The organism is Rhizobium mayense (assembly GCF_030272705.1).
Taxonomy (GTDB): Bacteria; Pseudomonadota; Alphaproteobacteria; order Rhizobiales; family Rhizobiaceae; genus Rhizobium; species Rhizobium mayense.
In genome coordinates, this window is record NZ_JARFYM010000009.1 from 136,828 (window position 1) to 161,411 (window position 24,584).

At 60.4% G+C, this 24,584-nt stretch carries 24 protein-coding genes; 18 read left to right on the plus strand and 6 right to left on the minus strand.

Annotated features, from left to right (window positions below):
• Nucleotides 1–94 precede the first annotated feature (94 nt).
• The 6 genes from PY649_RS13780 (at nt 95) to PY649_RS13805 (ending at nt 7,318) form a co-directional block, all read left to right on the plus strand.
• The gene (locus tag PY649_RS13780) at nt 95–2,140 is read left to right on the plus strand and encodes a LysM peptidoglycan-binding domain-containing protein (RefSeq protein WP_285869017.1); all 2,046 of its coding nucleotides are present in this window, start codon (nt 95–97) and stop codon (nt 2,138–2,140) included.
• A 201-nt stretch (nt 2,141–2,341) separates the two neighbouring features.
• Nucleotides 2,342–4,228: an ABCB family ABC transporter ATP-binding protein/permease gene (locus PY649_RS13785; protein WP_285869018.1), complete on the plus strand. Its 1,887-nt coding sequence runs from the start codon at nt 2,342–2,344 to the stop codon at nt 4,226–4,228.
• Nucleotides 4,229–4,341: 113 nt separating this feature from the next.
• Entirely contained in the window at nt 4,342–5,040 is a 699-nt protein-coding gene (locus PY649_RS13790; protein ID WP_285869019.1) for an acid phosphatase, read from the plus strand.
• A 308-nt stretch (nt 5,041–5,348) separates the two neighbouring features.
• A complete protein-coding gene (locus PY649_RS13795; protein ID WP_285869020.1) occupies nt 5,349–6,047 on the plus strand; it encodes a phosphatidylserine decarboxylase in 699 nt (232 codons plus the stop codon).
• A 19-nt stretch (nt 6,048–6,066) separates the two neighbouring features.
• Nucleotides 6,067–6,927 carry a CDP-diacylglycerol--serine O-phosphatidyltransferase gene (gene pssA, locus PY649_RS13800; protein ID WP_285869021.1) on the plus strand — a complete coding sequence of 287 codons (861 nt, stop codon included), beginning with the start codon at nt 6,067–6,069 and terminating at the stop codon, nt 6,925–6,927.
• 250 nt (nt 6,928–7,177) lie between these two features.
• The gene (locus PY649_RS13805; RefSeq protein WP_285869022.1) at nt 7,178–7,318 is read left to right on the plus strand and encodes a hypothetical protein; all 141 of its coding nucleotides are present in this window, start codon (nt 7,178–7,180) and stop codon (nt 7,316–7,318) included.
• Nucleotides 7,319–7,395: 77 nt separating this feature from the next.
• Here PY649_RS13805 and PY649_RS13810 read toward each other — a convergent pair whose 3' ends face one another.
• Complete coding sequence (locus PY649_RS13810) at nt 7,396–8,160, minus strand: SOS response-associated peptidase (protein WP_285869023.1); 765 nt, start codon at nt 8,158–8,160, stop codon at nt 7,396–7,398.
• A 43-nt stretch (nt 8,161–8,203) separates the two neighbouring features.
• A complete protein-coding gene (locus tag PY649_RS13815; RefSeq protein WP_285869024.1) occupies nt 8,204–8,524 on the minus strand; it encodes a YnfA family protein in 321 nt (106 codons plus the stop codon).
• Between the two features lie 164 nt (nt 8,525–8,688).
• On the opposite strand from PY649_RS13815, the gene PY649_RS13820 reads away from it, so the two are divergent.
• From PY649_RS13820 to PY649_RS13850, 7 genes are all read left to right on the plus strand, one after another.
• Complete coding sequence (locus PY649_RS13820) at nt 8,689–9,108, plus strand: NUDIX hydrolase (RefSeq protein ID WP_285869027.1); 420 nt, start codon at nt 8,689–8,691, stop codon at nt 9,106–9,108.
• 78 nt (nt 9,109–9,186) lie between these two features.
• Nucleotides 9,187–9,648, plus strand: a complete 462-nt coding sequence (locus PY649_RS13825; RefSeq protein WP_432761354.1) for a TIGR02301 family protein — start codon at nt 9,187–9,189, stop codon at nt 9,646–9,648.
• Nucleotides 9,649–9,752: 104 nt separating this feature from the next.
• On the plus strand, nt 9,753–10,010 hold the full coding sequence (locus tag PY649_RS13830) for a hypothetical protein (RefSeq protein WP_285869030.1): 258 nt from the start codon (nt 9,753–9,755) through the stop codon (nt 10,008–10,010).
• 16 nt (nt 10,011–10,026) lie between these two features.
• Nucleotides 10,027–10,794 carry a hypothetical protein gene (locus PY649_RS13835; RefSeq protein WP_285869032.1) on the plus strand — a complete coding sequence of 256 codons (768 nt, stop codon included), beginning with the start codon at nt 10,027–10,029 and terminating at the stop codon, nt 10,792–10,794.
• 73 nt (nt 10,795–10,867) lie between these two features.
• The gene (gene ygfZ / locus PY649_RS13840) at nt 10,868–11,707 is read left to right on the plus strand and encodes a CAF17-like 4Fe-4S cluster assembly/insertion protein YgfZ (RefSeq protein ID WP_285869033.1); all 840 of its coding nucleotides are present in this window, start codon (nt 10,868–10,870) and stop codon (nt 11,705–11,707) included.
• On the plus strand, nt 11,704–12,321 hold the full coding sequence (locus PY649_RS13845; protein WP_285869034.1) for a YfbR-like 5'-deoxynucleotidase: 618 nt from the start codon (nt 11,704–11,706) through the stop codon (nt 12,319–12,321). The genes ygfZ and PY649_RS13845 overlap by 4 nt, the downstream gene beginning before the upstream one ends.
• Nucleotides 12,318–12,851 (plus strand): tyrosine phosphatase family protein, encoded by a 534-nt coding sequence (locus tag PY649_RS13850; protein WP_285869035.1) that lies wholly within the window; start codon nt 12,318–12,320, stop codon nt 12,849–12,851. Before PY649_RS13845 ends, PY649_RS13850 begins: the two co-directional genes overlap by 4 nt.
• 58 nt (nt 12,852–12,909) lie before the next feature.
• On the opposite strand, the gene PY649_RS13855 is transcribed toward PY649_RS13850, so the two are convergent.
• From PY649_RS13855 to PY649_RS13865, 3 genes are all read right to left on the minus strand, one after another.
• Nucleotides 12,910–13,593, minus strand: coding sequence for an EF-hand domain-containing protein (locus PY649_RS13855; protein WP_285869036.1), 684 nt, complete (start codon nt 13,591–13,593; stop codon nt 12,910–12,912).
• 231 nt (nt 13,594–13,824) lie between these two features.
• Nucleotides 13,825–14,331 (minus strand): superoxide dismutase family protein, encoded by a 507-nt coding sequence (locus PY649_RS13860; RefSeq protein WP_285869037.1) that lies wholly within the window; start codon nt 14,329–14,331, stop codon nt 13,825–13,827.
• Nucleotides 14,332–14,475: 144 nt separating this feature from the next.
• Entirely contained in the window at nt 14,476–14,805 is a 330-nt protein-coding gene (locus tag PY649_RS13865; protein ID WP_285869038.1) for a hypothetical protein, read from the minus strand.
• A gap of 303 nt (nt 14,806–15,108) precedes the next feature.
• Here PY649_RS13865 and PY649_RS13870 point away from each other — a divergent pair, with 303 nt between their 5' ends.
• From PY649_RS13870 to PY649_RS13890, 5 genes are all read left to right on the plus strand, one after another.
• Nucleotides 15,109–17,859 carry a DUF2339 domain-containing protein gene (locus tag PY649_RS13870; RefSeq protein WP_432761356.1) on the plus strand — a complete coding sequence of 917 codons (2,751 nt, stop codon included), beginning with the start codon at nt 15,109–15,111 and terminating at the stop codon, nt 17,857–17,859.
• A 74-nt stretch (nt 17,860–17,933) separates the two neighbouring features.
• A complete protein-coding gene (locus PY649_RS13875; RefSeq protein WP_285869040.1) occupies nt 17,934–18,587 on the plus strand; it encodes an HD domain-containing protein in 654 nt (217 codons plus the stop codon).
• Nucleotides 18,588–18,596: 9 nt separating this feature from the next.
• Complete coding sequence (locus tag PY649_RS13880) at nt 18,597–19,445, plus strand: MOSC domain-containing protein (RefSeq protein ID WP_285869041.1); 849 nt, start codon at nt 18,597–18,599, stop codon at nt 19,443–19,445.
• Nucleotides 19,446–19,578: 133 nt separating this feature from the next.
• Entirely contained in the window at nt 19,579–22,824 is a 3,246-nt protein-coding gene (locus PY649_RS13885) for an adenylate/guanylate cyclase domain-containing protein (RefSeq protein WP_285869042.1), read from the plus strand.
• Between the two features lie 71 nt (nt 22,825–22,895).
• Nucleotides 22,896–23,576 carry a peroxiredoxin-like family protein gene (locus tag PY649_RS13890; RefSeq protein ID WP_285869044.1) on the plus strand — a complete coding sequence of 227 codons (681 nt, stop codon included), beginning with the start codon at nt 22,896–22,898 and terminating at the stop codon, nt 23,574–23,576.
• Between the two features lie 52 nt (nt 23,577–23,628).
• On the opposite strand, the gene recO is transcribed toward PY649_RS13890, so the two are convergent.
• Nucleotides 23,629–24,411, minus strand: coding sequence for a DNA repair protein RecO (gene recO / locus PY649_RS13895; protein ID WP_285869046.1), 783 nt, complete (start codon nt 24,409–24,411; stop codon nt 23,629–23,631).
• Nucleotides 24,412–24,584: the final 173 nt, after the last annotated feature.

Genomic DNA, 24,584 nt, shown 5'->3' on the forward strand with positions numbered 1-24,584 from the left:
GAGCATGCAGAAATGGCTGAGAAAGCTTGTAAAAGCAGGCGAAATCGTTAGCAATTTCAAGAGCGGAGACGACTCCGCCGCTTGGAGATAAATGATGATGAAGAACCGTGCCGGATTGCTGGCTCTGTTAGTGCTGGTAATTGCGACCGTCCTGATGGTCTTCTTTGTGATGCCGCGCATCAATGGCGACAAGAAGTCAATCGGCGACGCCATCAATCAGGCCGGCAACGCGGTGAAGAACACGATTACGGAGAATGGGCAGAAGGCAGGCAGCGCCGCGCAAAAGGCCGGCGAGGCAACACAGGGTGCCGTTTCGACCGCTACCAACGCGGCTGATGTCACCAAGAAGCTTACGGATCTCAGCAGCACGGCGGTTGCCTCCCTTGCCGATCTCCAGGCGCTCTTCAGCGATGGCAAGGGGCCGACCGAAGATGTCTTCACCGCAGCCAAGACGAAGGCGATCACAGCGCTGCAGGCGATCGTCAACTTTGTCGCGCCTCAAGGCACGGATGCCACGACGACCGCCTTGGTCAATAAGGCGCATGATGGAGCCGGCAAGGCACTCGCCATCATTCAGTCGCTTCCGGAGAACATCGCCGATGCCGCCGCCGCCATCGACAAGGCGCGGACGGCACTTGCCGGCCAGACTGCGCCGCAGACGCAAGTAGCGGGACCGGCGACGCCTTCCTTCGATGTGCTGCGCGTCGAGCCCGATGGCTCCACCGTCATCGCCGGTACAGCCGAGCCAAATGCCAAGCTGGAGATCGTCGACGGCGACAAGGTGCTGACGACGACCCAAGTCGGGCCGAGCGGCGATTTTGCCGTTGTGCTCGACAATCCGCTGCCGCCCGGCGATCATCAATTGGTGCTGCGTGCGACCGGAAAGGACGACAAGGCTGTCACCTCCGAGGAAGTTGCCACCGTTTCGGTTCCGAAAGACGACAAGAGCCAGCTTCTCGCGATGGTTACCAAGCCTGGCACGGCAAGCCGCATAATCACGGCGCCGTCCGCCAAGCAGGGGCGTGTCGCTTCGGACGAACAAGCGTCGGCGGCCAATGCGCCCGCAATCGCCAACGACGGCGCCGCCAAGCCGCAGGACAACACCGCCGTTGCCTCCACCAATCCGGCCGGCAACGCGGCGGCCTCTCCCGCGGCGCCGACCAGTGGTGAGGTGCCTGAGGTCATGGTCAATGCAGTCGAGATCGAAAACGACCATATCTTCGTTGCCGGTACGACAAAGCCGAACGCCAAGGTTCGAGCCTATGCCGACGACAAGCTGATCGGCGAGATCGCGGCGGGAGCCGATGGTCATTTCGTCGTCGACGGCGTTATGCCGCTGGCGGTCGGCGACCACAAGATCCGTGTCGACGTCCTCGACGGCAGCGGCAAGGTCGCATTGCGCACCAGCGTCAACTTCACCCGTCCCGAGGGCAATCAGGTGACGGTTGCGGCGCAACCACCAGCAGCTTCCAACGCCAGCGGCAACGCCACGGCCCCCACCATGGTGCCGCTCGACGAAGGCGAGCTCGGCAAGCTAAGGGAGGACGCCGCCAAGGCTTTCGCCCTGCTGAAGGACCTGTTTGCGAACGGCAAACAGCCGACTGCGGAACAACTCGCCGCGGCCCGCTCGGGAACGGAAATTGCCTTGAAATCACTTTCGGAATTCCGTCCGGCAATCGATGCCAGCGCGGCACTGAAACAGGCGGCCGCCGATGCCTCCAGTGCGGCCGCTAAGGCGCTTGCGGCGCTGCAGGCCATGCCGACGGATGCGAAGTCGGTCGGCGATGCGCTGCCCAATCTCGGAGATATGATCGCCAACGTCACCAAGCCAGACAACGCGACTCCGGCGCCGGCGAGTGTCGAAGCATCCTCCAGCAGCGGCGGCCCCAAGATCCTGCAGCAGGCGCCGCTTTCGCAGAACACCAGTGCGGTCATCATCCGCCGCGGCGATACGCTCTGGCAGATCTCCCGACGCACTTACGGCGCCGGCGTGCGCTATACGACGATCTATCTCGCCAATGAGGACAAGATCAACAATCCGGACCGCATTCTGCCGGGTCAGGTCTTCGGCCTGCCGAAAGATGCACTGCCCAATGCGGAAGAGCTGCATCGCAAACGGCTTTCAGGTCAGCATCTCTAGGCCGCAAGCTTTCACAATAGGACCGATGCAGTGCGGCCAGGCGCTATCAAAGCCTGGCCGCTGCTTTTACCTGACATAAAAATGGTATAAGCGTGCCGCCGACCCTCATTGCCCTGTTCATTACCCAACAGGGCCTTTCCAGCCAGGCTGTGCAAACACGCGCCATCGCCCGGCTGCCTCAGATACTTGCCGGAGACGGACATGGCAGATCGCAAGAAGACCATATCGGCGGATTCCAGCAATCCGTTGAACACGATCGTCAATCTGTGGCCCTATATGTGGCCGGCGGGCCGCATGGACCTGAAGATGCGGGTCGTCTGGGCAACGGTCTACTTGTTGGTCTCGAAATTCTTCCTGCTGCTGGTCCCCTATTTCTTCAAATGGTCCGTCGACGCCCTGAACGGCAAGCTGGACATGCAAGGCATCCTGCCGGCCTTCATGGTCGGCGCCATCGCGCTGATCGTCGCCACCAACGTCACGCGCCTCATCCAACTCGGCCTCAACCAGCTGCGCGACTCGCTCTTTGCCAGCGTCGGTCAATATGCCGTGCGCCAGCTCGCTTACCGGACGTTCGTGCACATGCACGAACTGTCGTTGCGTTTCCATCTCGAGCGCAAGACCGGCGGCTTGTCGCGCATCATCGAACGCGGCACCAAGGGCATCGAGACGATCGTCCGCTTCACCATCCTCAACACGCTCCCGACCTTTATCGAGTTCCTGCTGACCGCGATCATCTTCTGGCGCGGCTACGGCTTTTCCTATCTTGCGGTAACTGGCGTTACGGTCTGGCTCTATATCTGGTTCACCGTCCGGGCGAGCGATTGGCGCATCTCCATCCGCCGATCGATGAACGAGAGCGACACCGATGCCAATACCAAGGCGATCGATTCGCTCCTGAACTTCGAGACGGTCAAATATTTCGGCAACGAGGAGATGGAGGCCAGGCGCTTCGATCAGTCGATGTCGCGCTATGAGAAGGCTGCCACCGATGTCTGGACTTCGCTCGGCTGGCTGAACTTCGGCCAGGGCCTGATTTTTGGCCTAGGTACCACGGTCATGCTGGTCATTTCCGGCTGGTCTGTCCTGAACGGCCATCAGACGGTTGGCGACTTCGTCTTCATCAATGCCATGCTGCTGCAGCTGTCGGTGCCACTGAACTTCATTGGCTTCGTCTATCGAGAAATCCGCCAGGGCCTGACCGATATCGAGGAGATGTTCGATCTGCTGGAAGTAAAGCCGGAGGTGACGGATGCTTCCGACGCCAAGGAACTGGCCATCGATCACGGGGCCATATCCTTCAAGGATGTGCATTTCGCCTATGATAGCGCCCGGCCGATCCTGAAGGGTATCTCCTTCGAAGTGCCGGCCGGCAAGACGGTCGCCGTCGTCGGCCCCTCTGGTGCTGGCAAATCGACCCTCTCGCGGCTTCTCTACCGCTTCTACGACGTGCAGAGCGGCACGATCACCATCGACGGCCAGGATCTGCGCAAGGTGACGCAAAAGAGCCTGCGCAAAGTAATCGGCATGGTGCCGCAGGATACGGTCCTCTTCAACGACACCATAGCCTACAACATCCGCTACGGCCGGCCGGGAGCTAGCGAGGCCGAGGTGACGACCGCAGCAGAGATCGCCCAGATCGGCGATTTCATCCGCCATCTGCCGGAAGGCTTCGACACAAAGGTCGGCGAGCGCGGCCTGAAGCTCTCCGGCGGCGAAAAGCAGCGTGTCGCCATTGCCCGCACGGTCCTCAAGGCTCCGCCGGTGCTCATCCTCGACGAGGCGACCTCGGCGCTGGACACGACCACCGAGCGGGAAATTCAGGCGGCGCTGGACATCGTTTCCAAGAACCGCACGACGCTGGTCATCGCGCACCGGCTCTCCACCGTCATCGGGGCAGACGAGATCATCGTGTTGAAAAGCGGCGAGATCGCCGAGCGCGGCACCCATGCCGCCCTGCTGGCGCAGGACGGCCTTTATGCCTCGATGTGGAACCGTCAGCGCGAGGCGACCCAGGCGGAAGAACATCTGAAGCAAGTCCGCGAAAGCGACGACCTCGGCGTCGTCGACCGGCTGGCGCCCGCGAACTGACGGCAGCCATGGCTTCGTCAAGAGCATGCGCGGGCCGGTTGTGCACCGACTGCTGTCACAAGGCTGAGATGACAGCCTGCTAGACACGGGTCTCACATCAAAGGGGCCCTAAAATGCGTAAATTTGCCAAAGCTTTAGCACTGTTGCTCGTCGTCGGCACCGCCTCGCCGGTTTTCGCCGGGGATGCCAAGCCGTTCACCGATGCCAAGGAAATCAATCTCCTCAATCTGTTGCCGCCGCCGCCCGCAAACGACTCCGCACAGATGAAAGCCGAGCTGGGCGAAATCCTGACAATCCAGGTGACCCGTACGCCAGAAATGGCTGCTCGCGCCGTGGCCGATGCCGAGGAAAACGTCTGGCGCTTCTCCGACGTCATGGACAACCCGAAATTCACCAAGGAAAACCTGCCGAAGTTCTCGGCATTCTTCGATCGCATCGTCGAGACAGAGGGCGCTGTCGTCGATCCGGCCAAGGACGTCTGGAAGCGCCCGCGTCCACATCTCTACAGCGATCTGGTGAAGCCGATCGTGCCGCTTTCCAAGTCCGGCTCCTATCCGTCGGGCCACACCACGCTCGGTACGCTGATGGGCGTCGTGCTGTCGAATATGGTGCCGGAAAAGCGCGACGTCATCATGGCTCGCGCCTGGGAATACGGCCATAACCGAGTCGTCGGCGGCATTCACTACCCCACCGACATCGAAGCCGGCCGCATTTCGGGCACCGTCATTGCGCAGACCATCATGACGCATGATGACTACAAGACTGAGTATGAAGCTGCCAAGGCTGAGCTGCGCACCGTTCTCGGCCTCTGATTTCGCCTGATCATCGCATGACATGCGAGGCCGCCGTTTTCCATCGGCGGCCTCCTCGTTGCCTTGGGCCCAGGTTTCTACGGGCAGCGCTTTTCAACACCAGGGAATATTGGCATCTTGGCTCCGCGCGGATTGCGCTGGGGGCGAGCATGCGAAAGCATTGCCCATGACGGAATTTGCCTGTAGTCACCGTCATTCTGGTACTTAGAGCAAGACGACTCATCTTGTTCTCGTCTTTTGGCCGGCATGATCCTTGCCCGAAAACCGCTGCCGTTTCGGGGATCATGCTTTAACGGAGTCCGCCATCGATGAGCTTGTTGAATAGCGTACGCAACACGATCGTCCCGGTGCACAAGGAAGGGTATCCCTTCGTCGCGGGTTTCTTTGTTGCATCGCTGGTTCTTGGCTGGATCTTCAAGCCTCTCTTCTGGGTGGGGCTGATCTTCACGCTTTGGTGCGCCTATTTCTTTCGCGATCCCGAGCGCATGACGCCGCAAGACGATGATCTCGCCATATCGCCCGCCGACGGCAGGGTCTCCGGCGTGCAGATGGTGACGCCACCGGTTGAGCTCAATCTCGGCCACGAGCCGATGCTGCGCATCTCGATCTTCATGAACGTCTTCGATTGCCATGTGAACCGCTCGCCGATGCGCGGCCGCATCACTAATATCGCTTATCGCCAGGGCAGCTTCCTCAATGCGGAACTGGACAAGGCGAGCGAACAGAACGAACGCAATGGCCTCGTCGTCGAGACGAAGCATGGCGAGATCGGCGTTGTGCAGATCGCCGGCCTCGTTGCCCGCCGCATTCTCTGCTTCGTCAATGAAAACGAACCGGTCGACGCCGGTGAGCGCATCGGCCTCATCCGTTTTGGTTCGCGGCTCGACATCTTTCTGCCGGTGGGAGCAGCGGCTCGCGTCTCGGTCGGCCAAAGGGCAATCGCCGGTGAAACCGTGATTGCCGAATTCGGCTCCTCGAAGGGCCCGATCGTTAGTCGCCGTAGCTGAGCCCGAGGAAACGAGCGAGATGAAGACGCCTTTTCCGCCCTTTGAGCCGCATGGTCCCAACGACGAGGCACGCGGGCCGCGCCTGCGGGAAATCCCGATGCGACTGATCGTGCCGAACATGATCACCGTACTGGCGATCTGCGCGGGTTTGACCGGCATCCGTCTCGCTTTCGAGAATCGTTACGAGCTCGCCGTGGTTGCCGTGCTGGTCGCCGCGTTCCTCGATGGGATCGACGGACGCGTCGCGCGGCTGATGAAAGCCACGTCCAAGTTCGGCGCGCAGATGGATTCGCTTGCCGATATCGTCAACTTCGGTGTCGCGCCGGCGCTTGTCGTCTATGTCTTCCTGCTGGATCAGGCGCGCTCGCTCGGCTGGATCGCAGCCCTGATCTACGCCATCGCAGCCGGCCTGCGGCTCGCTCGCTTCAACGTGATGGCGGAACGCGAGAACAAGGCGTCCTGGCAGTCTGAATATTTTGTCGGCGTGCCGGCGCCGGCCGGTGCGATGCTGGTGTTGCTACCCGTCTATCTCGGCTTTCTCGGGCTGACCCCCAGCAAAACCTTTGCCTATTGGGGCGCTGCCTACACCGTGTTGATCGCCTTTCTGCTGGTCAGCCGCCTGCCCGTCTGGTCTGGAAAATCGGAGACCAGCCGCATCCGCCGCGATCTTGTGCTGCCGATCATGCTTGCCCTCGTCGTCTATGTGGCGCTGCTGATGAGTTATACCTGGCATGTCATGGTGGTGACCGTCGTTGCCTATCTGCTGTCGCTGCCCTTGGGTGCCCGTTCCTGGACGCGCAAATACGGCACCTACACCATCAATGGCCCCGCCGATCCAGATGTCGACGATTCCAATGATGACATCGGCCGGCATATTTAGCCGAAGCGACGTGGCAATTTGACACTCGCGGCCGATCATCGATTCGCCCTGTCAGCGCAACCTCTTAACGAAAAATAAACACCTAAATTAGATAGATTGTGCGTCAAAATTTCGCGTTACGCTCGCGAAATATGGTCGGTGTTTACAAAAGCTGATCGGCGAATGCCTTTGATTTGTCATGATTTATGGCAAAAAACGCTACATGGCAGTGAGTCAAAAGACACGCTAGGGAACTATTGAGGAGTAGCACATGACCACGAAAAAAGAAGAAGCGGCACAACCGCAGGCTAAGATCGACCCCAGCACGCTCTATCGTCCGCTCGGCCTCAAGGCCGTCCTGGCAGCGCATCTGATGCTGAAAACCAAGCCGCTGGAAAAGAAGCTCGCCTAAGGCTGCCGCATCCGCCAATGGCCACGCAAGGTTGGCCACCGGTAGTTCATGGCAACACCGATCCCACATAAAGCCGTTCAGAAGAGGCTTAGCTGGCTACCGCCAGCATCTGGCTTCTTCGACGGCTTGATAGAAGGTTCGATCACGACCGGCGTCTGCAAATTCGGCCCCATATTGGCGACTTTGTTAACGCGATCCGAAACCGGAATTGCCTCGAAAAAATCCTCTTGAACCGGCACCATCAAATCCTGGACTTCACGCGGCTCCTGGGTTTTGCAATCGAGCCAGCGGGTGAAATCCTCGGGACTGATTACCACAGGCATGCGGTCGTGAATGGGCCGCATCGTTCGATTCGCCGATGTCGTCAGGATCGCACCGGTATCGATCTCGGAACCATCGGCGGACGACCAGGTCTCCATCAGGCCACCAAAGGCGATGACGCCGCCGGCACGCGGACGGATCCAATAGGCCTGCGATTTCTCGCCGCTCTCCTTCGACGGGCGATGCCATTCGTAAAAGCCCGATGCAGGGATCAGAATGCGCCTGTGACGCATGGCCGCCCGGAAAGATGCCTTGCCGATCGCGGTTTCGGCGCGGGCATTGATCAGAAGCGGAAATTCCTTGGGATCCTTCACCCAGGCCGGCGTAAAACCCCAGCGAACAAGCAGGGCGCGGCGCTCCGGCAGATTGCTGCCCCGCTCCTGCCGGTCGCCTGAAACGACGACCAAAATCGGCTGCGTCGGGGCTATATTGTAGCGCGCGGGGAAATCTTCATGCTCGAGATAACCGAGCAATTCCCGCACTTCCTTCTCCGTTTCCGTCAATGCAAATCGTCCGCACATGCGGCTTGTGTTGCATCCCCAAAGAGTCGGGTCAAGGAGAAGGTCAGCTGCGAGGGCCGAAGAGAATCACGGCCGCGCCCGCAAGACAGACGGCGGCACCGGAGAGATCCCAGCGATCCGGCAAACGTCCCTCGACCATCCAGAGCCAGAGAATGGAGGCGACGATGTAGACGCCGCCATAGGCCGCAAAGGTACGCCCCGCGGCGTCGCTCGGCACCAGTGCCAGCAGCCAGGCGAACAGGGCCAGCGACACCAGACCCGGTGCCAGCCACCAAATCGGCTTTGCCAGCCGGAGCCATGCCCAGAAGGTAAAGCAGCCGGCGATTTCAGCCAGTGCAGCGAGGGCATAAAGTCCGTAGGTCATCATGATATTCATTGGATTGCTGGCGGACCCGAATCGCCGCCATTCTCATTCGCGAGTAAAAGGACTTTCATCTCGGACAACAAGGGTCATATCTTATGGTGCTGCAAGCTTCGATACCCACGCATCATTGTCGCCGATATATTCATCAGAATCCGAATTGATCCATGACCTCCATCCCTCGCCTCGCCTCATCCGCCATTCTCGAACGTGACGGCCGCTTCCTGCTGGTGTTGCGGCGCAATCCGCCATCCGCCGATATGTACGCCTTTCCGGGCGGGCGGGCAGAAGATGGCGAAACGCCGGTAGAAACGGCGTTGCGGGAGTTCAGGGAAGAGACGGGAATAACCGCTCGCAATCCCCGCCTTTTCGAAACTTACGATCTCAGGAGCCATGCAGCAGACGGGAGGCTCACCAGTCATTTCTTTCTGTCGGTCTTCCTGGTCGATGCCGACAAGGATGCGATTGCCGAGGCCGCCGACGATGCCGCGGCGATCGGGTGGTACGCGCTGGAGGAGATCCGCCATTTGCCCGTTCCGGCGAGCGTGCTCGAATGTGCCGAACGGCTGGCGGCGGCTCGGGTCTGACAATGTCTTGGAGGCTCCTGCGTTAACGATGCGTGACAATAACGGAGTGGAAATTGAGGTTTTCGCCTTGTTCCCGTCATGCTTGCCATATCAATTAGCCCCATGAACCATCGTCGCCTCATCCAGCTGCTTCCGATTTGCGCCGCGCTCGCGGCCGCATTTCCAGCCTTTGCGCAGCCTGCGGCGACCGCGCCGGCGGTGCAGGTGCCGGACGAAAGCGATAGTGCCGAGCGGCCCACCCCCTATGACGATCAACTGTCACGGCTCGCCGAAATTCTTGGCTCGATCCACTATCTGCGCAATCTCTGCCACACCGGAAAAGAAGATTCCTGGCGAGCCGATATGCAGCGATTGCTCGACACCGAGACCAAAGACGAGCCGAAACGAAAAGAAAGACTGACCGCCTCGTTCAACCGAGGATATAGATCCTTCGCATCGGTTTACACGGATTGCACGCCGCAGGCCATCGTCGCCGAGGAGCGATACCGTAACGAAGGTGCAACACTTGCCACAGAAATAACCGCTCGCTTTGGAAATTGACGATTTATTAACCCCTTTTCCCACCGAGCCGTGTCGTTTTAGGAAAAGGCTGATAAAGTCGTTAATCAAGCGGTAAGGACATGGACGTCTCGAGGAACGAAACAATGCAACCAAGCCTGAACGACATCGACGACATGATTGTCCACGAAAAAAGACAGGCAGCGCTGGAATACCAGAACGAGGCCTGGGCTGACGGGATGGCTGACGGCATCGAGCCGGAAATCATCGCCGACGCCGCAATTGCCCATGCCATACGCGAGACTATTCGTATTCAAGGAGAACAGGGCGCGGAAGCCTTGCTCGAATCGCTTAGGGAACGCATGCTTGCTGGTGAATTCTCTCCGAACCGCACCCTGCAATAAAAGCTAGAGATCCCTTATGCACATCGTATCGGGCAATGAGTCTCGACATTCCATTGCCTTGCTTGCCGCCGCCACCGTGTTTTTCGGCAGCCTCGCCCAGCCTTTGCCTGCCTTTGCCTTCTCCCAGCTCAATCCGCCCGCCAACCAGCCGGACGCTCATGGGAAATCCGCGCAGCACAGCAGTAACAAGCCGGTCGAAGAGGCGCTTGATGCGCCCTCAACGACAATCCCCATGCCCGACCCGCTGGTCAACAGCCAGGCCGGACAGAGCAGTGGTGCCGCATCGAGCAATGCCCCGAATGGCGGCAAGCCGGCGGAGATTCTCTTCGACATCAGCAAGGTACCGGAGCCGGTGCGCAAACTGCGCGAGATGATCGTCGAGGCAGCCGCCTCCGGTGATCTTGAGCGTCTGCGTCCGCTCATGAATGTCGGCGGCGGCCTCAATCAGACGCAGGTGACGGCAGACGATCCGGGCGAAGATCCGATCAAGACGTTGCATGACCTTTCGGGCGACCCTGACGGCATCGAGATCCTCTCGATTCTGCTCGACATCATGTCGACCGGCTTTGCCCATATGGGCCAGGGCACATCCGATGAAATGTATGTCTGGCCCTATTTCGCCGAAAAGGACATCAAGACCCTGACAGCGCCGGAAAAGGTCGATCTGATGCGCATCGTCACCGCTGGCGATTTCTCCGACATGCTGGAATTCGGCGGTTATAATTTCTATCGCGTCGGCATCACGCCTGACGGAAAATGGAAATTCTTCACCTCCGGCGAATGATCCGGCCGCAGAACTTGCGGTTATCGACCGGAGGCCCTACCTCTCACGGATAGGCCAAATTAGCGGGTCCACCATGCCAGCCGTATTCCTCAGAGATCGCTGCTTTCTTCGCGTCACCGGCGCCGAGGCAGAGCCCTTCCTGCACAATCTCATTACCACCGATCTCGCCTCGCTCGGCGCGGACGAGGCGCGTCCCGGCGCGCTGCTCACGCCGCAGGGCAAGATCCTGTTCGACTTCATGATCTGGCGCGATGGCCCTGGCTTTGTGCTGGAGACCGATACGGCGCAAAAGGATGGCCTTCTGAAGCGGCTCACCATGTATCGGCTGCGCGCGCCGGTCGATTTTTCCGCCATCGAGATCGAAGGCGTCACCGTCGCCTGGGGCGAGAATGCGGCCGAAAGCCGCAAGGACAGCCGCTTCGCCAAGGCAGGGATCATTCTGACGCGCACGCCTGGACAGCATGGCGACGATGCCGAGACGCTCTACCAGACTCTGCGCATCGCCAATGGCATTGCGGTTTCCGGCCTGGATTTTGCCCTGCAGGACGCTTTTCCGCATGACGTGCTGATGGATCTCAACGGCGGCCTCGGCTTCCGCAAGGGCTGCTATGTCGGGCAGGAAGTGGTTTCCCGCATGCAGCATCGCGGCACCGCACGCCGCCGGGTCGTCGTGGTGACCGGCAGCGCCGGTCTGCCTGCCACCGGCACCGAAGTGTCTGTCGGCGGCAAGCCGATCGGCGCGCTCGGCTCGACCGAAGGCGCCAAGGGCCTGGCGATCGTCCGGATCGACCGCGCCGGCGAGGCCATCACAGCCGGCACGCCGATCCTGGCGGGGGATCGGGAAATTTCGCTCGCGCTCCCCGCATGGTCCGGCCTCTCCTTCCCCACGCAGGCCGACGAGGCCTCGGCATGACAGCGGGTAATACCCCGCGCGCCTGGCAGCGCATGCTGTCTGGCCGCAGGCTCGATCTGCTGGATCCCTCTCCGCTCGACGTCGAGATCGGCGACATCGCCCACGGGCTTGCCCGCGTAGCGCGCTGGAACGGCCAGACCTCCGGGGATCACGCCTTTTCCGTCGCTCAACATAGCCTTGTGGTTGAGGCAATCTTCCGTCATCTCAACAAAGCGACGCCGGACGAGCTGTTGGCGGCGCTGCTGCACGATGCGCCGGAATATGTCATTGGCGATATGATCTCGCCGTTCAAATCTGTGGTCGGCGGCGATTACAAAGCGGTAGAGAAGCGCCTGGAAGCCGCAATCTACAGGCGTTTTGCGCTGCCGCCGCATTGTGCGCCGGAGTTGAAGGATAAGATCAAAAAGGCCGATACGGTTTCGGCCTATTTTGAAGCGACGCTGCTCGCAGGCTTTACGCCGCAGGAAGCGCGCAAGTTCTTCGGCCAGCCTCGCGGCATCACGCGAGACATGTTGCCGATCGAGCCGATGCCGGCGATCGAGGCGCAGCGGCTTTTCCTGGCGCGTTTCGACGCGATCGAGGCTGAACGCGCCGCCGTGAGGGCCGAGGCATGACCGCGATCGTCGTATCACCGCTGGCGCGCATCGCAGAGATGGCCGTTCGCCACGGCGCATCTGAAATGATCAGCCTGATGGCGAAGGAACAGACCTTTCACCGGCCGGCTGTGATCAAGGCGGAACGGCATCTTTTGCTTGGCATGAACGACATCAGCTTCGCAGGTGCCGGTGATCTTATCGCACCGCAAGAGACGCATGTTCGTGACATCATCAATTTCGCCGGGAATTGGGACCGCACCTCGCCACTGCTGATCCATTGCTGGATGGGTGTGTCACGATCGCCGGCGGCGGCGCTGATCGCAGCGTTGGCCGTCTGCCCCGAAGAGGACGATCTGGCGCTAGCCCATCGCCTGCGCGCGGCCTCGCCTTATGCGACGCCGAACGCTCGGCTGATCATGATCGGGGACGAAGTGCTCGATCGCAAAGGCCGGCTCGTCGACGCCGTTAAAGCGATCGGCCGCGGCGCCGATGCGGACGGCAACGCACCCTTCGTCCTGCCGTTGCTCACGGAAACCAGCATGAAATAAAAAACGGAGACTGCACCTGCAATCTCCGTCCATTTTTCAGTCTATCGCAGCGCGCCGATCAGGCGGCAGCACTATCAGACGAATCGGGGTCATACTGACCATAGGTGTTCTGATAGACATTCATCGACGCCTGCATCTCGCTGATGAAGACCTCCAACGCGTTTTGGCCGCTATTGTCGCTGGTACTCGTGCCGCTACTGCCGCTACTGTTACTATCGCTGGAGGTCTGTTCCAGCAACAGCATGTCGGCGGCGGACGAGTCTGTGGACTTCAGCACGTCGAGACCTACGACAAACTGATCCTTGTTCAGCGAGCCGGCGCCCTGAGTATCTACGCTCTTGAACAGATTTTCGGCGTCACTTTGGCTCATGTCCTTCGGGCGTCCGGCAACGAACTCGTCGGACGAAACCTTGCCGTCGTGATTGGTATCGAGGCTGGCGAACAGCTGGTCCATTGGCGACTGACCCGACGAACTGCCGCTCGACGAACCCGTGCCGGTCTGACTGCTGCCGCTGGCGCCGCTCTGCTGCATCTGCAGCAGCATGGATGCCAGATTGCTCGAAAATGTATCCGTCGCGCTCGGGTCGCTGCTGTTTTCATCGTTGAGGACACTTGCCGACAGAAGACCGGATTGCGCCGCTTCCTGCAGTTCCTGCGCATCCACGATGCCATCGCCATTTTTATCAAGGGGATTGTACGAGGCAGCTGTCATGCTGCTTCCAACTGAAGAAATACCACTCATCCAAATCTCCTAAAGTAAACGCCATCGGGCGTTTTCGGTGGGACGCAGTACGCTCGTTGAAATGCCGATGGGATAGGCCGATTTTCGGAAGTGGTCAAAGATAGGTGTTAATTGATCATTAACCCCAATTGACAGGCATCGAATCATATTGGCGGTGGGCATCCGCGTGAGGAAGACAACCAGTGCTTGGCGAGAATTCAGACGAACGCCCGAATCACCCTTGAGTGCATGCTATTCGATGACCGCGCAAGCCACTCGTTTGCCGGCGCCGCCAACGGGCTGGCTGCGATAATCATCCGACTCCTCATGGATCATCAGCGTCCGGCCGCGAATGCCGTTCTTCCCGTCGAGCTTCACCATGCTGTTGAACACCTGGGCCCGCAGCTTGCCATCCTGATCGACATATTGATTGGGCATGTCGCCAGCATGCGGGCCGTTAGCCGCGAGCAAGCCGTGCTCGGCATTCGTGGGATTGAAATGGCCACCGGCAGATTCGAACCCGTGCGTATGGTCGCAACGGTTGTTCTCATGGATATGGAAAGCAACCCAACGGTTGACCGGCAGGCCGGAGACGTCGAGTTCGATCAGTACGCCCGTCTTCGCCTCAGTCAGAACAGCTCGCCCCGCCTGTTTGCCATCGGGGCCGACAAAATTGGCAATCGCCGTCTGCTTGTCCTGCGCCGTCGCAGACGAGCCTGCCGCCAAAACCAGTGCCGCTGCGACAATGAAAGTCCTCATGGAAAATCCTCCCGTTTGACGTCAATCCAACGCATTACGGGGGCGGGTGTTCCCGCCAAGGGAGAAATGAGTGACTCTCGGCCACGAATAAGCGGTCCGCCGTTGGCTGGCGAACCGCTACAATGACTTGCGCAAAACGGCCGGTCAGGCCGCCATGCTGTCTGTGTCGTATTGGCCGTAGGTGTTGTTGTAGGCATCCATGGGCGTCAGTGAACCAAAGTCGTTAGCGCTATTGGCTTCCGGCGATGTGTTCGTCAGCGTGGCGCCACCGGGTAGTTGCATGAGCTTTGCCATCAGGCTGCCCATTGCGCCATTCCTGTTGCTGTTGGCGATCGCATCGGTTTCGAGGATGCCCGGACGCTCGTCAGCTTCGCGCTCCTCGCGGCTCAAAATACCGTCGCCATTTGCATCGAGGCGCGAAAGCGTGCCGCGATAAGCATAAGAACTGTTGGATGTGGAAGATACATGGGACATACAAACCTCCTAGGGTAGGAGCCGCCTCATGCGACGTCGTTTGTACGCAATACGTTCTGGTTAACTGCAAGTGTTGATAGGCTGATTTGCCGCTTGGGTAAAGACGAATTGTTAATGGGTATTAACAATAGTTCCCAAGTTATAAATCGCAATTTACTAATAAGCTTTCGGTGGTCCGCCATGCGAGGCATATCACTTTTCGTTGCGTAATCCTCTGAAATCATAGGGAAAATCGATCGACTGACCCTTACTGTCCCGCACATTTCGTATAATGTGACGACAGAAGCCTATGGAGGAGACATGATGGATCTATTGCTGATCGTAGTTGTGGTCGTGGGCATTGTGATACTGCGCAGCTACAATCAACGGCTACAACGACTGGAAAGCCGCGTTTCAGAGCTGCAAAATGCACTCGCCGGCCATGTGCCGGCCGTTGGCATGGGCGAATCAGCAACGGCGGCGGAACTCGCGGAGACAGTCTCCCAGTTCCCGGGAAGTTCAACACAGCCGTCATCCGAAACGGCCGCAGAGCCATCAGCCGAATTGAAAGAAGCGGCCTCCGCTGAAGCTGGCACCCAAGAGCAAAAGGAGGAATTTGTCGCCCCCGCGCTTGCGCAAAAACAAGAAAGCCTGGAGACCACGATTGGCGCCCGCTGGGCGGTCTGGGTAGGCGGCATTGCACTGGCGCTCGGCGGCATCTTCCTGGTCAAATATTCGATCGAAAGCGGCTTGCTCAGCCCTGCCGTGCGGCTGGTGCTTGCCGCTATCTTCGGCTTGGTCCTCGTCGCCGCTGGCGAAATCATCCGACACCGGTCCGAACCGGTGCTTGCCAATACCTTCCAGAACGCGATGATTCCCGGCGTGCTGACGGCGGCTGGTGTCGTCGCGCTGTTCGGCTCGACCTATGCCGCCCATGGGATTTACGGCTTCATCGGACCGGCGACCGCCTTCGTCCTTTTGGGACTGATCTCGCTCGCCACACTTGGCCTGTCGCTATTGCATGGCCAGGCGCTTGCGGGTCTCGGGCTCCTGGCTTCCATGATCACGCCGGCGCTCATCGCCTCGACGGCGCCGAGACCCTGGACGCTTTTCGGCTACCTCGTCTTCACCTGGCTCACTACCATCGCCGCATCGCGGCTGCGCCGCTGGTACGTCGTACCGTCCTTTGCCAATGCACTCCTCAGCATCTGGCCGCTGCTTTACGTCTTCAACAGCGACATGGTCGACATGGCGCCGGTGACACTAACCATGCTGGCAATGGTCGCCGGCACGATTTTCATTTGGCCGGGGCGCTACGAAGCAGCAGCAACCGCCGCAGAAAGTGCCGGATCGGTCGAAGCCGAAGAACCGTCTGCCTCCTCACCCGCCGGCCACTGGGCCGTGTTCCTGACGCGCGCGCCGCTTGGGATGACGCTGACGGCATCGATCGGCGCCGCCGCAGTCGCCTTGTCATTGCTTGCTTACAGCCTTTTGTACGGATACCCGCTGCCGGACGCTTCCTTTCTCTTTGCTGCGATTATTGCGACCGTCGCGGCCTTCGGCGGCGGCCGTGCTTACGGGGCTTGGGCGGCAATCTTGTCGGCAGTGGCCGCAGGATTCGGCATGTTCATCGCTCTGATGCAGCCGGAGATCGGCGCGGAGTTGAACATAGCGCAGATCGTTCCGCAGTTATCCTACCTTGTCGTCTACGCCGGTCTCGGCCTCGGCGCGGTCTTCGTCATTGTCGGCTTCTTTTTTCTCAGGCGTTTTGGCGAAAGCGAGAAGCCCTTTGCGGCGCTGTGGGGCATTCTCATGGTCGCCACGCCGCTGACGATAGCCGTGATCAGCTATGTCACCTTCGGTAACTGGACGCGCGACTGGCTGCATGGGCTCTATGGCATCGGGCTTGGCGTTGTCCTGCTGGCGCTCGCCGAATGGCAGAGCCGTCAGTCCTCGGAAAGCGAAATACCGCTGCCGACCAATATCCTCGCCGTCGGTTCTTGCGCTGCTTTCGCCTTCGCTTTGCACACGCTGACCCATGACGCCCTCCCGACAATCCTGCTGCCGGTGCTTGGCATGGTCTTTCTTTTGGCTGGACGCGCCCGTTCATGGCCAGCGCTGCCTTGGATGATGGTCGCCGCGCTGATCATTGTGCTGGGTCGCATCGCCTGGCGGCCGACCGTCGTCGATCCCGACGAACTCGGCATGACGCCGGTCTTCAACATGCTGCTTGCCGGTTACGGTATCCCGGCGGCACTCGCGGTCTGGTCTGCCTTCGAGGTCAGGCGTTCACCGGACCTCAGGCTTCGCAACACCCTGCAGGCGCTCGCGAGCGTTCTCGTGCTGCTGACCATCGCCATCCTGGTGCGCCATGCGATGAACGGCGGTGTCTTGAATGCGAACGTTCCAACGCTTGGCGAACAATCGATCTACACATTGCTGGCGATCGGCGCCTCGGCGACGCTGATGGCGCTCGACCTCAGCGCATCGAGCCCGGTTTTTCGTTATGGCGGTATGGCGCTCGGCGTCCTCTCCGTCATCCTGATCCTGATGCTGCATCTGTTCGGGCTCGATCCCTTCATCACCGGCGAAAGCACCGGCCGGATCCCCTTCTTCAACCTCCTGCTGCTCGGCTACCTTCTGCCCGCACTCGCCTATGGCGGGGTGGCGCTCTATGGGCGGAACAGACGGCCCCTGGCCTATGTGATGATGCTTGCCGTCGCCGGCGCGGTCATGACCTTTGCGTGGGCAACGCTATCCGTGCGCCGCTTCTGGCAGGGCGAATATATCCCGTTGTGGAATGGCTTCATCCAGGGGGAAGTCTATTCCTACTCTGTGGTCTGGTTGCTGATCGGCATCGCCCTTCTGTGGCTCGGCGCACGTTTCGATGCTCGTAGCCTGCGTATCGCGTCGGCAGTACTGGTGTTCGTCGCTGTCGTGAAGGTCTTCCTCATCGACATGGCAAATCTCGAGGGCTTCCTGCGCGCGCTGTCCTTCATCGGCCTCGGCGCGGTATTGATCGGCATTGGCCTGTTCTATCAGAAGGTCCTGACCGGCAGGAAAGCGACGGAATGATTGCGGCGAATCTCTGCGCTCGGTAGGAACGCGCAAGGATCATTCCAACAGATCATTCCGAGACGAGGCAGAAGATGGATACCAACAGAATGGCACGGGCCTTTGCCCCGTTCGAGGCGCTGGCTGCAGATCTCATTCCGCATGCGACCGATGGCGACGACGGCTCGCATGACATCGCCCACATCCTGCGCGTCTTCAAGAACGCCATGTCCATCCAGGCCGAAGAAGGCGGCAATGCCCGCATCCTAGCCGCGGCCGTATTGCTGCATGATTGTGTCTCGGTCGAGAAGAATTCGCCGCATCGCGCCCAAGCATCGAGGCTGGCGGCCGAGAAGGCCTCCGGCATTTTGAGAGAGCTTGGATGGACCGCCGAGGATATCGCCGCCACGTCACATGCGATCACCACGCACAGCTTCTCGGCCAATATTCCGCCGGAAACGCTGGAGGCGAAAATGTTGCAGGATGCCGACCGGCTGGATGCAATCGGGATGGTCGGCGCTGCCCGTTGTTTCTATATCGCAGGCCGCCTGGGTTCGGGTCTCTACGATCCGTTCGACCCTCTCGCCACGGAGCGGCCGCTGGACGACAAGCGCTTCGCCATTGACCATTTCGAGACAAAGCTGTTCAAACTGGCAGATGGGTTCCAGACCGAAACCGGCAGAAGGTTCGCCAGCGAGCGGCATGAGCGGTTGAAGACGGTGCTGGCAATGTTCATCGACGAAATCTGAGGGCTATTCATGCGGGTCAGCGATCTCTTCATTTATCCGCTCAAGAGTGCACGCGGCATCGCCATTCCGTCCGCCACCATCGACGCTTTCGGCCTCATCGGCGATCGGCGCGCCATGCTGATCGACCCCTCCGGCCGCTTCATCACGCAACGCGAATTGCAAGATCTTGCCCGCATCGACGTCCAGCCCGGCCCCTCCTACCTGCGCCTGAAAATGGAGGGCAAGGCCGACATCATCGTGCCGCCGCCGCACCCGGACAACCGCATGGACGTGAATATCTGGAAGTCAGTCGTCAACGCCTCCGTCGCCGATGAGGAGACGAACAAGGCACTATCGGCCTGGCTCGGGCGCGACGTCAAAATAGTGTTTTTCGACAGCTTCGCGAAGCGCACCGCCAATCCGGCATGGGCCGGCAGCGACGCGCCGGTCACCTTCGTCGACGGATACCAGATCCTGATCACCACCACCGGCTCGCTGAAGGCGCTGAATGCCGATCTTGGCGCCCATGGCGAAGGCTCGGTCGGCATGGAGCGCTTCCGTCCCAACATCGTCATCGATTGCGATGAGGACTGGCCCGAGGACCGCTGGGCGGCGATCGAGATCGGCGGCATTCGCCTCGATCTCGTCAAGCCTTGTGACCGCTGCATCATCACGACGCAGGACCAGAAAACCGGCTCGCGCGACGTTCCAAACCCGATCCCGGCTATGGGGCGCATCCGCATGTCCGCAGATCGCCGTGTCCCTGGCCCCCTCTTCGGCTGGAATGCCGTACCGCGCGGCGAAGGTTCGGTGAAAATCGGCGACACAGTGACCGTGATCGAGGAGCGGTCGGAGGGCTGGGCATTCAAGCGGCGCTAGCCGCTCCACCACCCATGTTTGGTACTTGCGGGCCTGGGGCAGCAGGTTCATGTTCATGCTCGTCCCTTATTTGAAGTCCGTTGGTTGCGGCTGAAGGAGCCGCGGCGCACCGGGCTTTTTCGAGGTGCGTCCGATGGAATGCGCCGGCTGTGGTTTCGATATTCAAAGTGGTTTTGCTTTCTGTCCGCGATGCGGCGCAAAGCAACCTGTCTCCTGCGCTGCGTGCGGCTTTCCCTGTCAGCCTGATTTCGCTTTCTGCCCCCGCTGTGGCGCCGCGATTTCCGACAAAGCCCAACCCGCAGCGAAGCCAACCATCGAAGCCATGCCGCCAAAATCGGACAGCGATGCCGACCGCCGGCCAGTGACGGTGCTTTTTGCCGATCTCTGCGGCTTCACGACGCTGAGCGAGCAGATCGACCCGGAAGTCATGCGCGTATTGCAGAACGAATTGTTCGAAGAGATGACCCAGGCAGTCGAGGCTTATGGTGGTTTCGTCGACAAGTTCGTCGGCGATGCGCTGCTGGCGCTGTTCGGTGCGCCAGTCGCTCATGAGGACGATCCGGTGCGAGCACTGAATGCGGCGCTTGATATGATCGATCGGGCAATGCAGGTCGGTGAGCGCTGGCAATCGCGCGCCGGTGTACCGCTGCGCCTGCATATTGGCATCAATAGCGGCCCTGTCGTCACCGGCAGCTTCGGGGCGGTCAGTACCAAATCGTATTCCGTAACCGGCGACACGGTGAACACTGCTCAACGCCTGCAATCCATGGCCGGCGAAAACGATATCCTTGTCGGGCCGCTGACCTATCGCCTCACCCGCCACGCCTTTGCTTTCGAGAGTCTCGGCGCGCAAGCGTTGCGCGGCAAAAGCGGCAATGTTCTCGTTCATCGGCTGACCGGACCATTGGAAGCGCCCTATACGGCGCGCGGGCTCGAAAGTTTCGGCCTTCAAGCGCCGATGATCGGACGGGATACGGAATTGTCGCGGCTGCTGACATGCCTCGATCTCGCCTGCGGCGGTGCGGCACAGCTTGTGCGCCTCATCGGCGAAGCGGGTATCGGCAAGTCCCGGCTGGTCAACGAATTCATCGGGATCGCCGGCAATGCCGCCCGTTTCCAGGGCCTCGCCATCCGCAAAGCGACCTGCTCCCCCCTCGGCGAACAATCCTATGGCACGCTTGGCGCAGTCGTGCGCAGCGCGTACGGCATCGGCGAAAGGGATAATCTCGACAGGACGCGTCAGTTGCTGGCGGCGGGGTTCCGCGCGCTCGATCTCACGCAGCAGGACATCGACGGGCTTTTGCCGCTTTTTCTGCATGTCCTCGGGCTCGGTGACCCCAGTGGAGCGCTGCGGCACATCGAGCCGGAGCAATTGCGGAGGCAGATCTTCTACGCGGTCCGCACCGTTTTCGAGCGGCGGCTGGCGCAGGGTCCGCTGCTGCTTGTCATCGAGGACCTGCATTGGGCGGATGCCGCCTCGCTGGAAGTGCTGCGCTTCATGATGGATCGGCTGGAGCGCAGCCGGTTGATGCTGCTTGCGATCTACCGGCCGACATCGCAGATCGACCCGTTGGATTCCAATCGTGTCAGCGTCACAGTGCAACGGCTCGGCCCGTTGATCGCAGCCGATGGGCAGAAGCTTCTCGCTGCCTTTTTCGGTGAAGGTCATGGCAAAGCGCTGGTCACGATGCGCAAGCGCATCCTCGACCGCGCCGGCGGCAATCCGCTCTTCATCGAAGAAATCCTTCGGGGACTGATCGAGATGGGGACGCTGCACAACGACGGTCAGCGCTGGCACGTTGCGGCGGAAGACGCGGATGTCGATATTCCGGTCAATCTGCAGGCCCTGTTGCTCGCCCGCATCGATCGTGTGCCGCAGGAGATAAGGCGGTTGGCGCAGGAGGCGGCGGTGGTCGGCCCGAAGTTCGAGACCGCCCTGCTCCGCATCGTTGCCACCGATCCGGCTGCCATAGACGCGGCACTGGATTATCTCTGCGATGCCAACATCATCGAAGAAATGCGCGGGCCCGATGCCGGTGTTTCTCCCGCCTATCGCTTCAGCCAGTCGCTGCTGCACGCCGTCATCTACCATAATCTGCTGCTGCAACGGCGCATGGAGCTTCATCGTCGGATCGGACAGGCTTTGGAACGCCAATACGGTGCCGCACCCGACCGCCCCGAACATCTGGCGCAGCTCGGCCATCATTTCAGCCTGACCGCCGAGAAGGCGAAGGGGGCTAGCTATCTGATGGCGGCAGGCGATCTGGCACGCAAGACTTACGCCAACGACGATGCAATGCGCCTCTACCGTCAGGCACTTGCCGCCTTCGCGGACGAGCCGGAAGTGACGCCGGAACAAACGGCACTTCTGGAACGTCTAGCCGATCTCTGCGGCCCGGCCGGCCTCCGCGATGCCGCCGTCAGCCATTATCAGCGAGCGCTTGCAATCCACCGCACTCGAGACGATCGGATCGCCGCCGCCAGGATATTGCGAAAGATCGGCCGCTTGCATCTCGATGCGGGGCGCCGCGACCAGGCGGAGGCACATTGCGCCGAGGCTGAAGCCATGATCGCGACAATCAATGCGCCGGTCGAACACGCCCATCTTCTGCAGGAGCGCGGTTATCTGGCCTTCCGCATGGGCGACCAGGCTGCCGCCGCCGAATGGGCGACGCAGGCCCTTCAATGCCTGCAGACGCTTCCGATCGACGGAACGACCGAGACCGGACGGGAGGCGGCGCGAGCGATGGCCGAGGCGCTGAATACCAAGGGTGCGGCACTTGCGCGGCTCGGACGTCGTCGTGATGCCGTGCAGGAGGTGGAGCGCAGCTTGTCCGTAGCCGAAAATGCCGATCTGCAAAGTGCAGCCTGCCGCGCCTATTCCAATCTCGGCGTCCTCTACACGGTTGTCGATCCGGCCAGCGCCATCAAGGTCTGCCAGCGCGGGCTGGAGGTTGCAACCCGTATCGGCGATCTCGGCTTCCAGGCGCGCCTTCTTGCCAATCTCGCCGTTTCCTGCTGCACCTTCACCCATCGCTGTGCCACCGAGGGTGTGCCGGCAGCGGAGAAGGCGGTAGAAATCGACCGCGCGCTCGATCAGCGCGACCATCTCTCCGTACCGTTGATTGTCCTTGGGCAGATCCATCAATGTCACGGGCAGCCGAAGCTAGCTCGTAAGTATTACGAGGAAGCCCTTGAGGTTGCGAAGGAAATTGACGAGCCGCAACTGCTCTTTCCGTGCTATGATGGCTTGGCGACATTGAGCCTCGAGCGTGACGACATGGATGAAGCGGAACGGTATTTCACGCTTGCACAGGATGTGTGCGCCCGCCACAACCTAGATCCGGGCACACTCGTCGTATTGCCGTTTCTTGACTGACTACCTCGTCGTGAGGCCGTTGGAAATCCATTAGGAGAATCGATTCAAGCGCTTAAAGGGAGGAACGAAAGATGCCGGAGAACCAAGCCGAAAGACCATTGCAGCCTGGAGATCGCGCGCCGAACGTCGTGCTGGATGCAATCACCCGCCAGGGCAAGATCGCCATTGACGATTTTCGTGGCCAGAAGCCGGTGCTTGTCGGGTTGTTCCGTGGGCTACATTGTCCCTTCTGCCGCCGGCAGATCGCCGCCATGTCCGAGCTCACCGGTGCGTTGCAGGAAAAAGGCATCGACAGCCTGACCGTCGTCAACACGCCGATCGACCGTGCGCGCCTCTATTTCCGCTACCATCCGCTTCCCAATCTGCTGGCTGCTTCCGATCCTGAACGGGTATCGCACAAAGCCTTCGGCCTGCCGAATGTGCAGTTCACCGAAGACGAGAATGACTGGCCACGCAAGGTGGGCATGAAGACGGTGAAGTCGATGCGCGTCGAAATGCCGGACGAGCTTCCGCAGCCGATGGACCCGATGGCGGCGATGGAATTCCTCGACAAAGCGGACGGCTATGATTTCACCGAGGATGACAAGAAGATGATCGCCACCGGCGAAGGACAGCTCATCGGCGAGTTTCTGCTCGATCGGGATGGTGTCGTCCGGTGGTGCTTCACCGAAGTGGAGGAGTCTGGCCGTCATATGTTCGGCATTCCCGCCCCTCGAGAAGTGATGTCCGCAGCATCGAATATGGCTGTTTGAAGCGAGCGCTCTTTCCGCTCCGAATGACGCCTTGGAGCATGATCCTCTCGGATTATGCTCTATTTTTTTGCGGCAATGCCGGCCGCTCCTGTGTTTCCAAGGACGCCGCGTTCAGCGCTTTCAACGCCGCCTGGATGAACCCGTCACGCGCCGCGGCGATCTCGATGCCGCGCGGCTCGTAGACATGGCGATGCAGGAAGAAGCCAGTCAGGTGGAACGCGGCGGCCAGGCTTTCACAATCCGCCGCTTCGACGGAGCCGGCGGCAAGGAAGGGCGGCAGCGCCAGCATCTTGTCGGCCCAAGGCAAACCGGCCGAACGGCAGACGGCACGTCCGGTCTTCGGTGAAACGAAGGCGAGGTCGTCGCGCACGCCTGTCGCGGCACATGCAGTCAGATCGAGGCCGAAGCCGAGATCGTTGAGCACCGCCAATTCGAAGCGGACGAAAAGCTCGCCTGCATCCATGGGGTTCTGCAGGTTTTCCAGAATGACATCGAGTGCATCGTAAAGATGTGGATGAGGATCGCGCTCAGGCAGCAGGCGCAGCAGCGCGCCCATGGCCTGTACGCCATAGACGGCGGTTGCCGTTTCCATCAGCCGCGCCGCCCGCAACCGCACCGGCTCCATGCGGAACTCGCCGAGATGTTCGTGCAGCCGCGCCCGCCAGGTGACTTCGACCAGATTGCCCGCCTGCAGCACAGGCTGCATGGCGCGCGATCGGCCGGAGCGCACTAATCCCAGATGGCGCCCGCGATCACGCGTCATCACCTCGGCGATGACGCTTGTCTCGCCGAGGCGCTTGACGCCCAATATGATCGCCTGATCGTGCCACTGCATCGGCTGGCTTATCCCGCAGAATGTCGTGATTCGAGTTTAGGACAAACGGCAGACGCTGTCACATGGGAGACCATCGGCTCTAGAGCGGTTCAGCGCTTCTCGGAATCGCTTTCCCGCTCTATCCCTTTGATTTTACGCATTCCGGACGGAAAACCGCTTCGCACTTTTCCTGG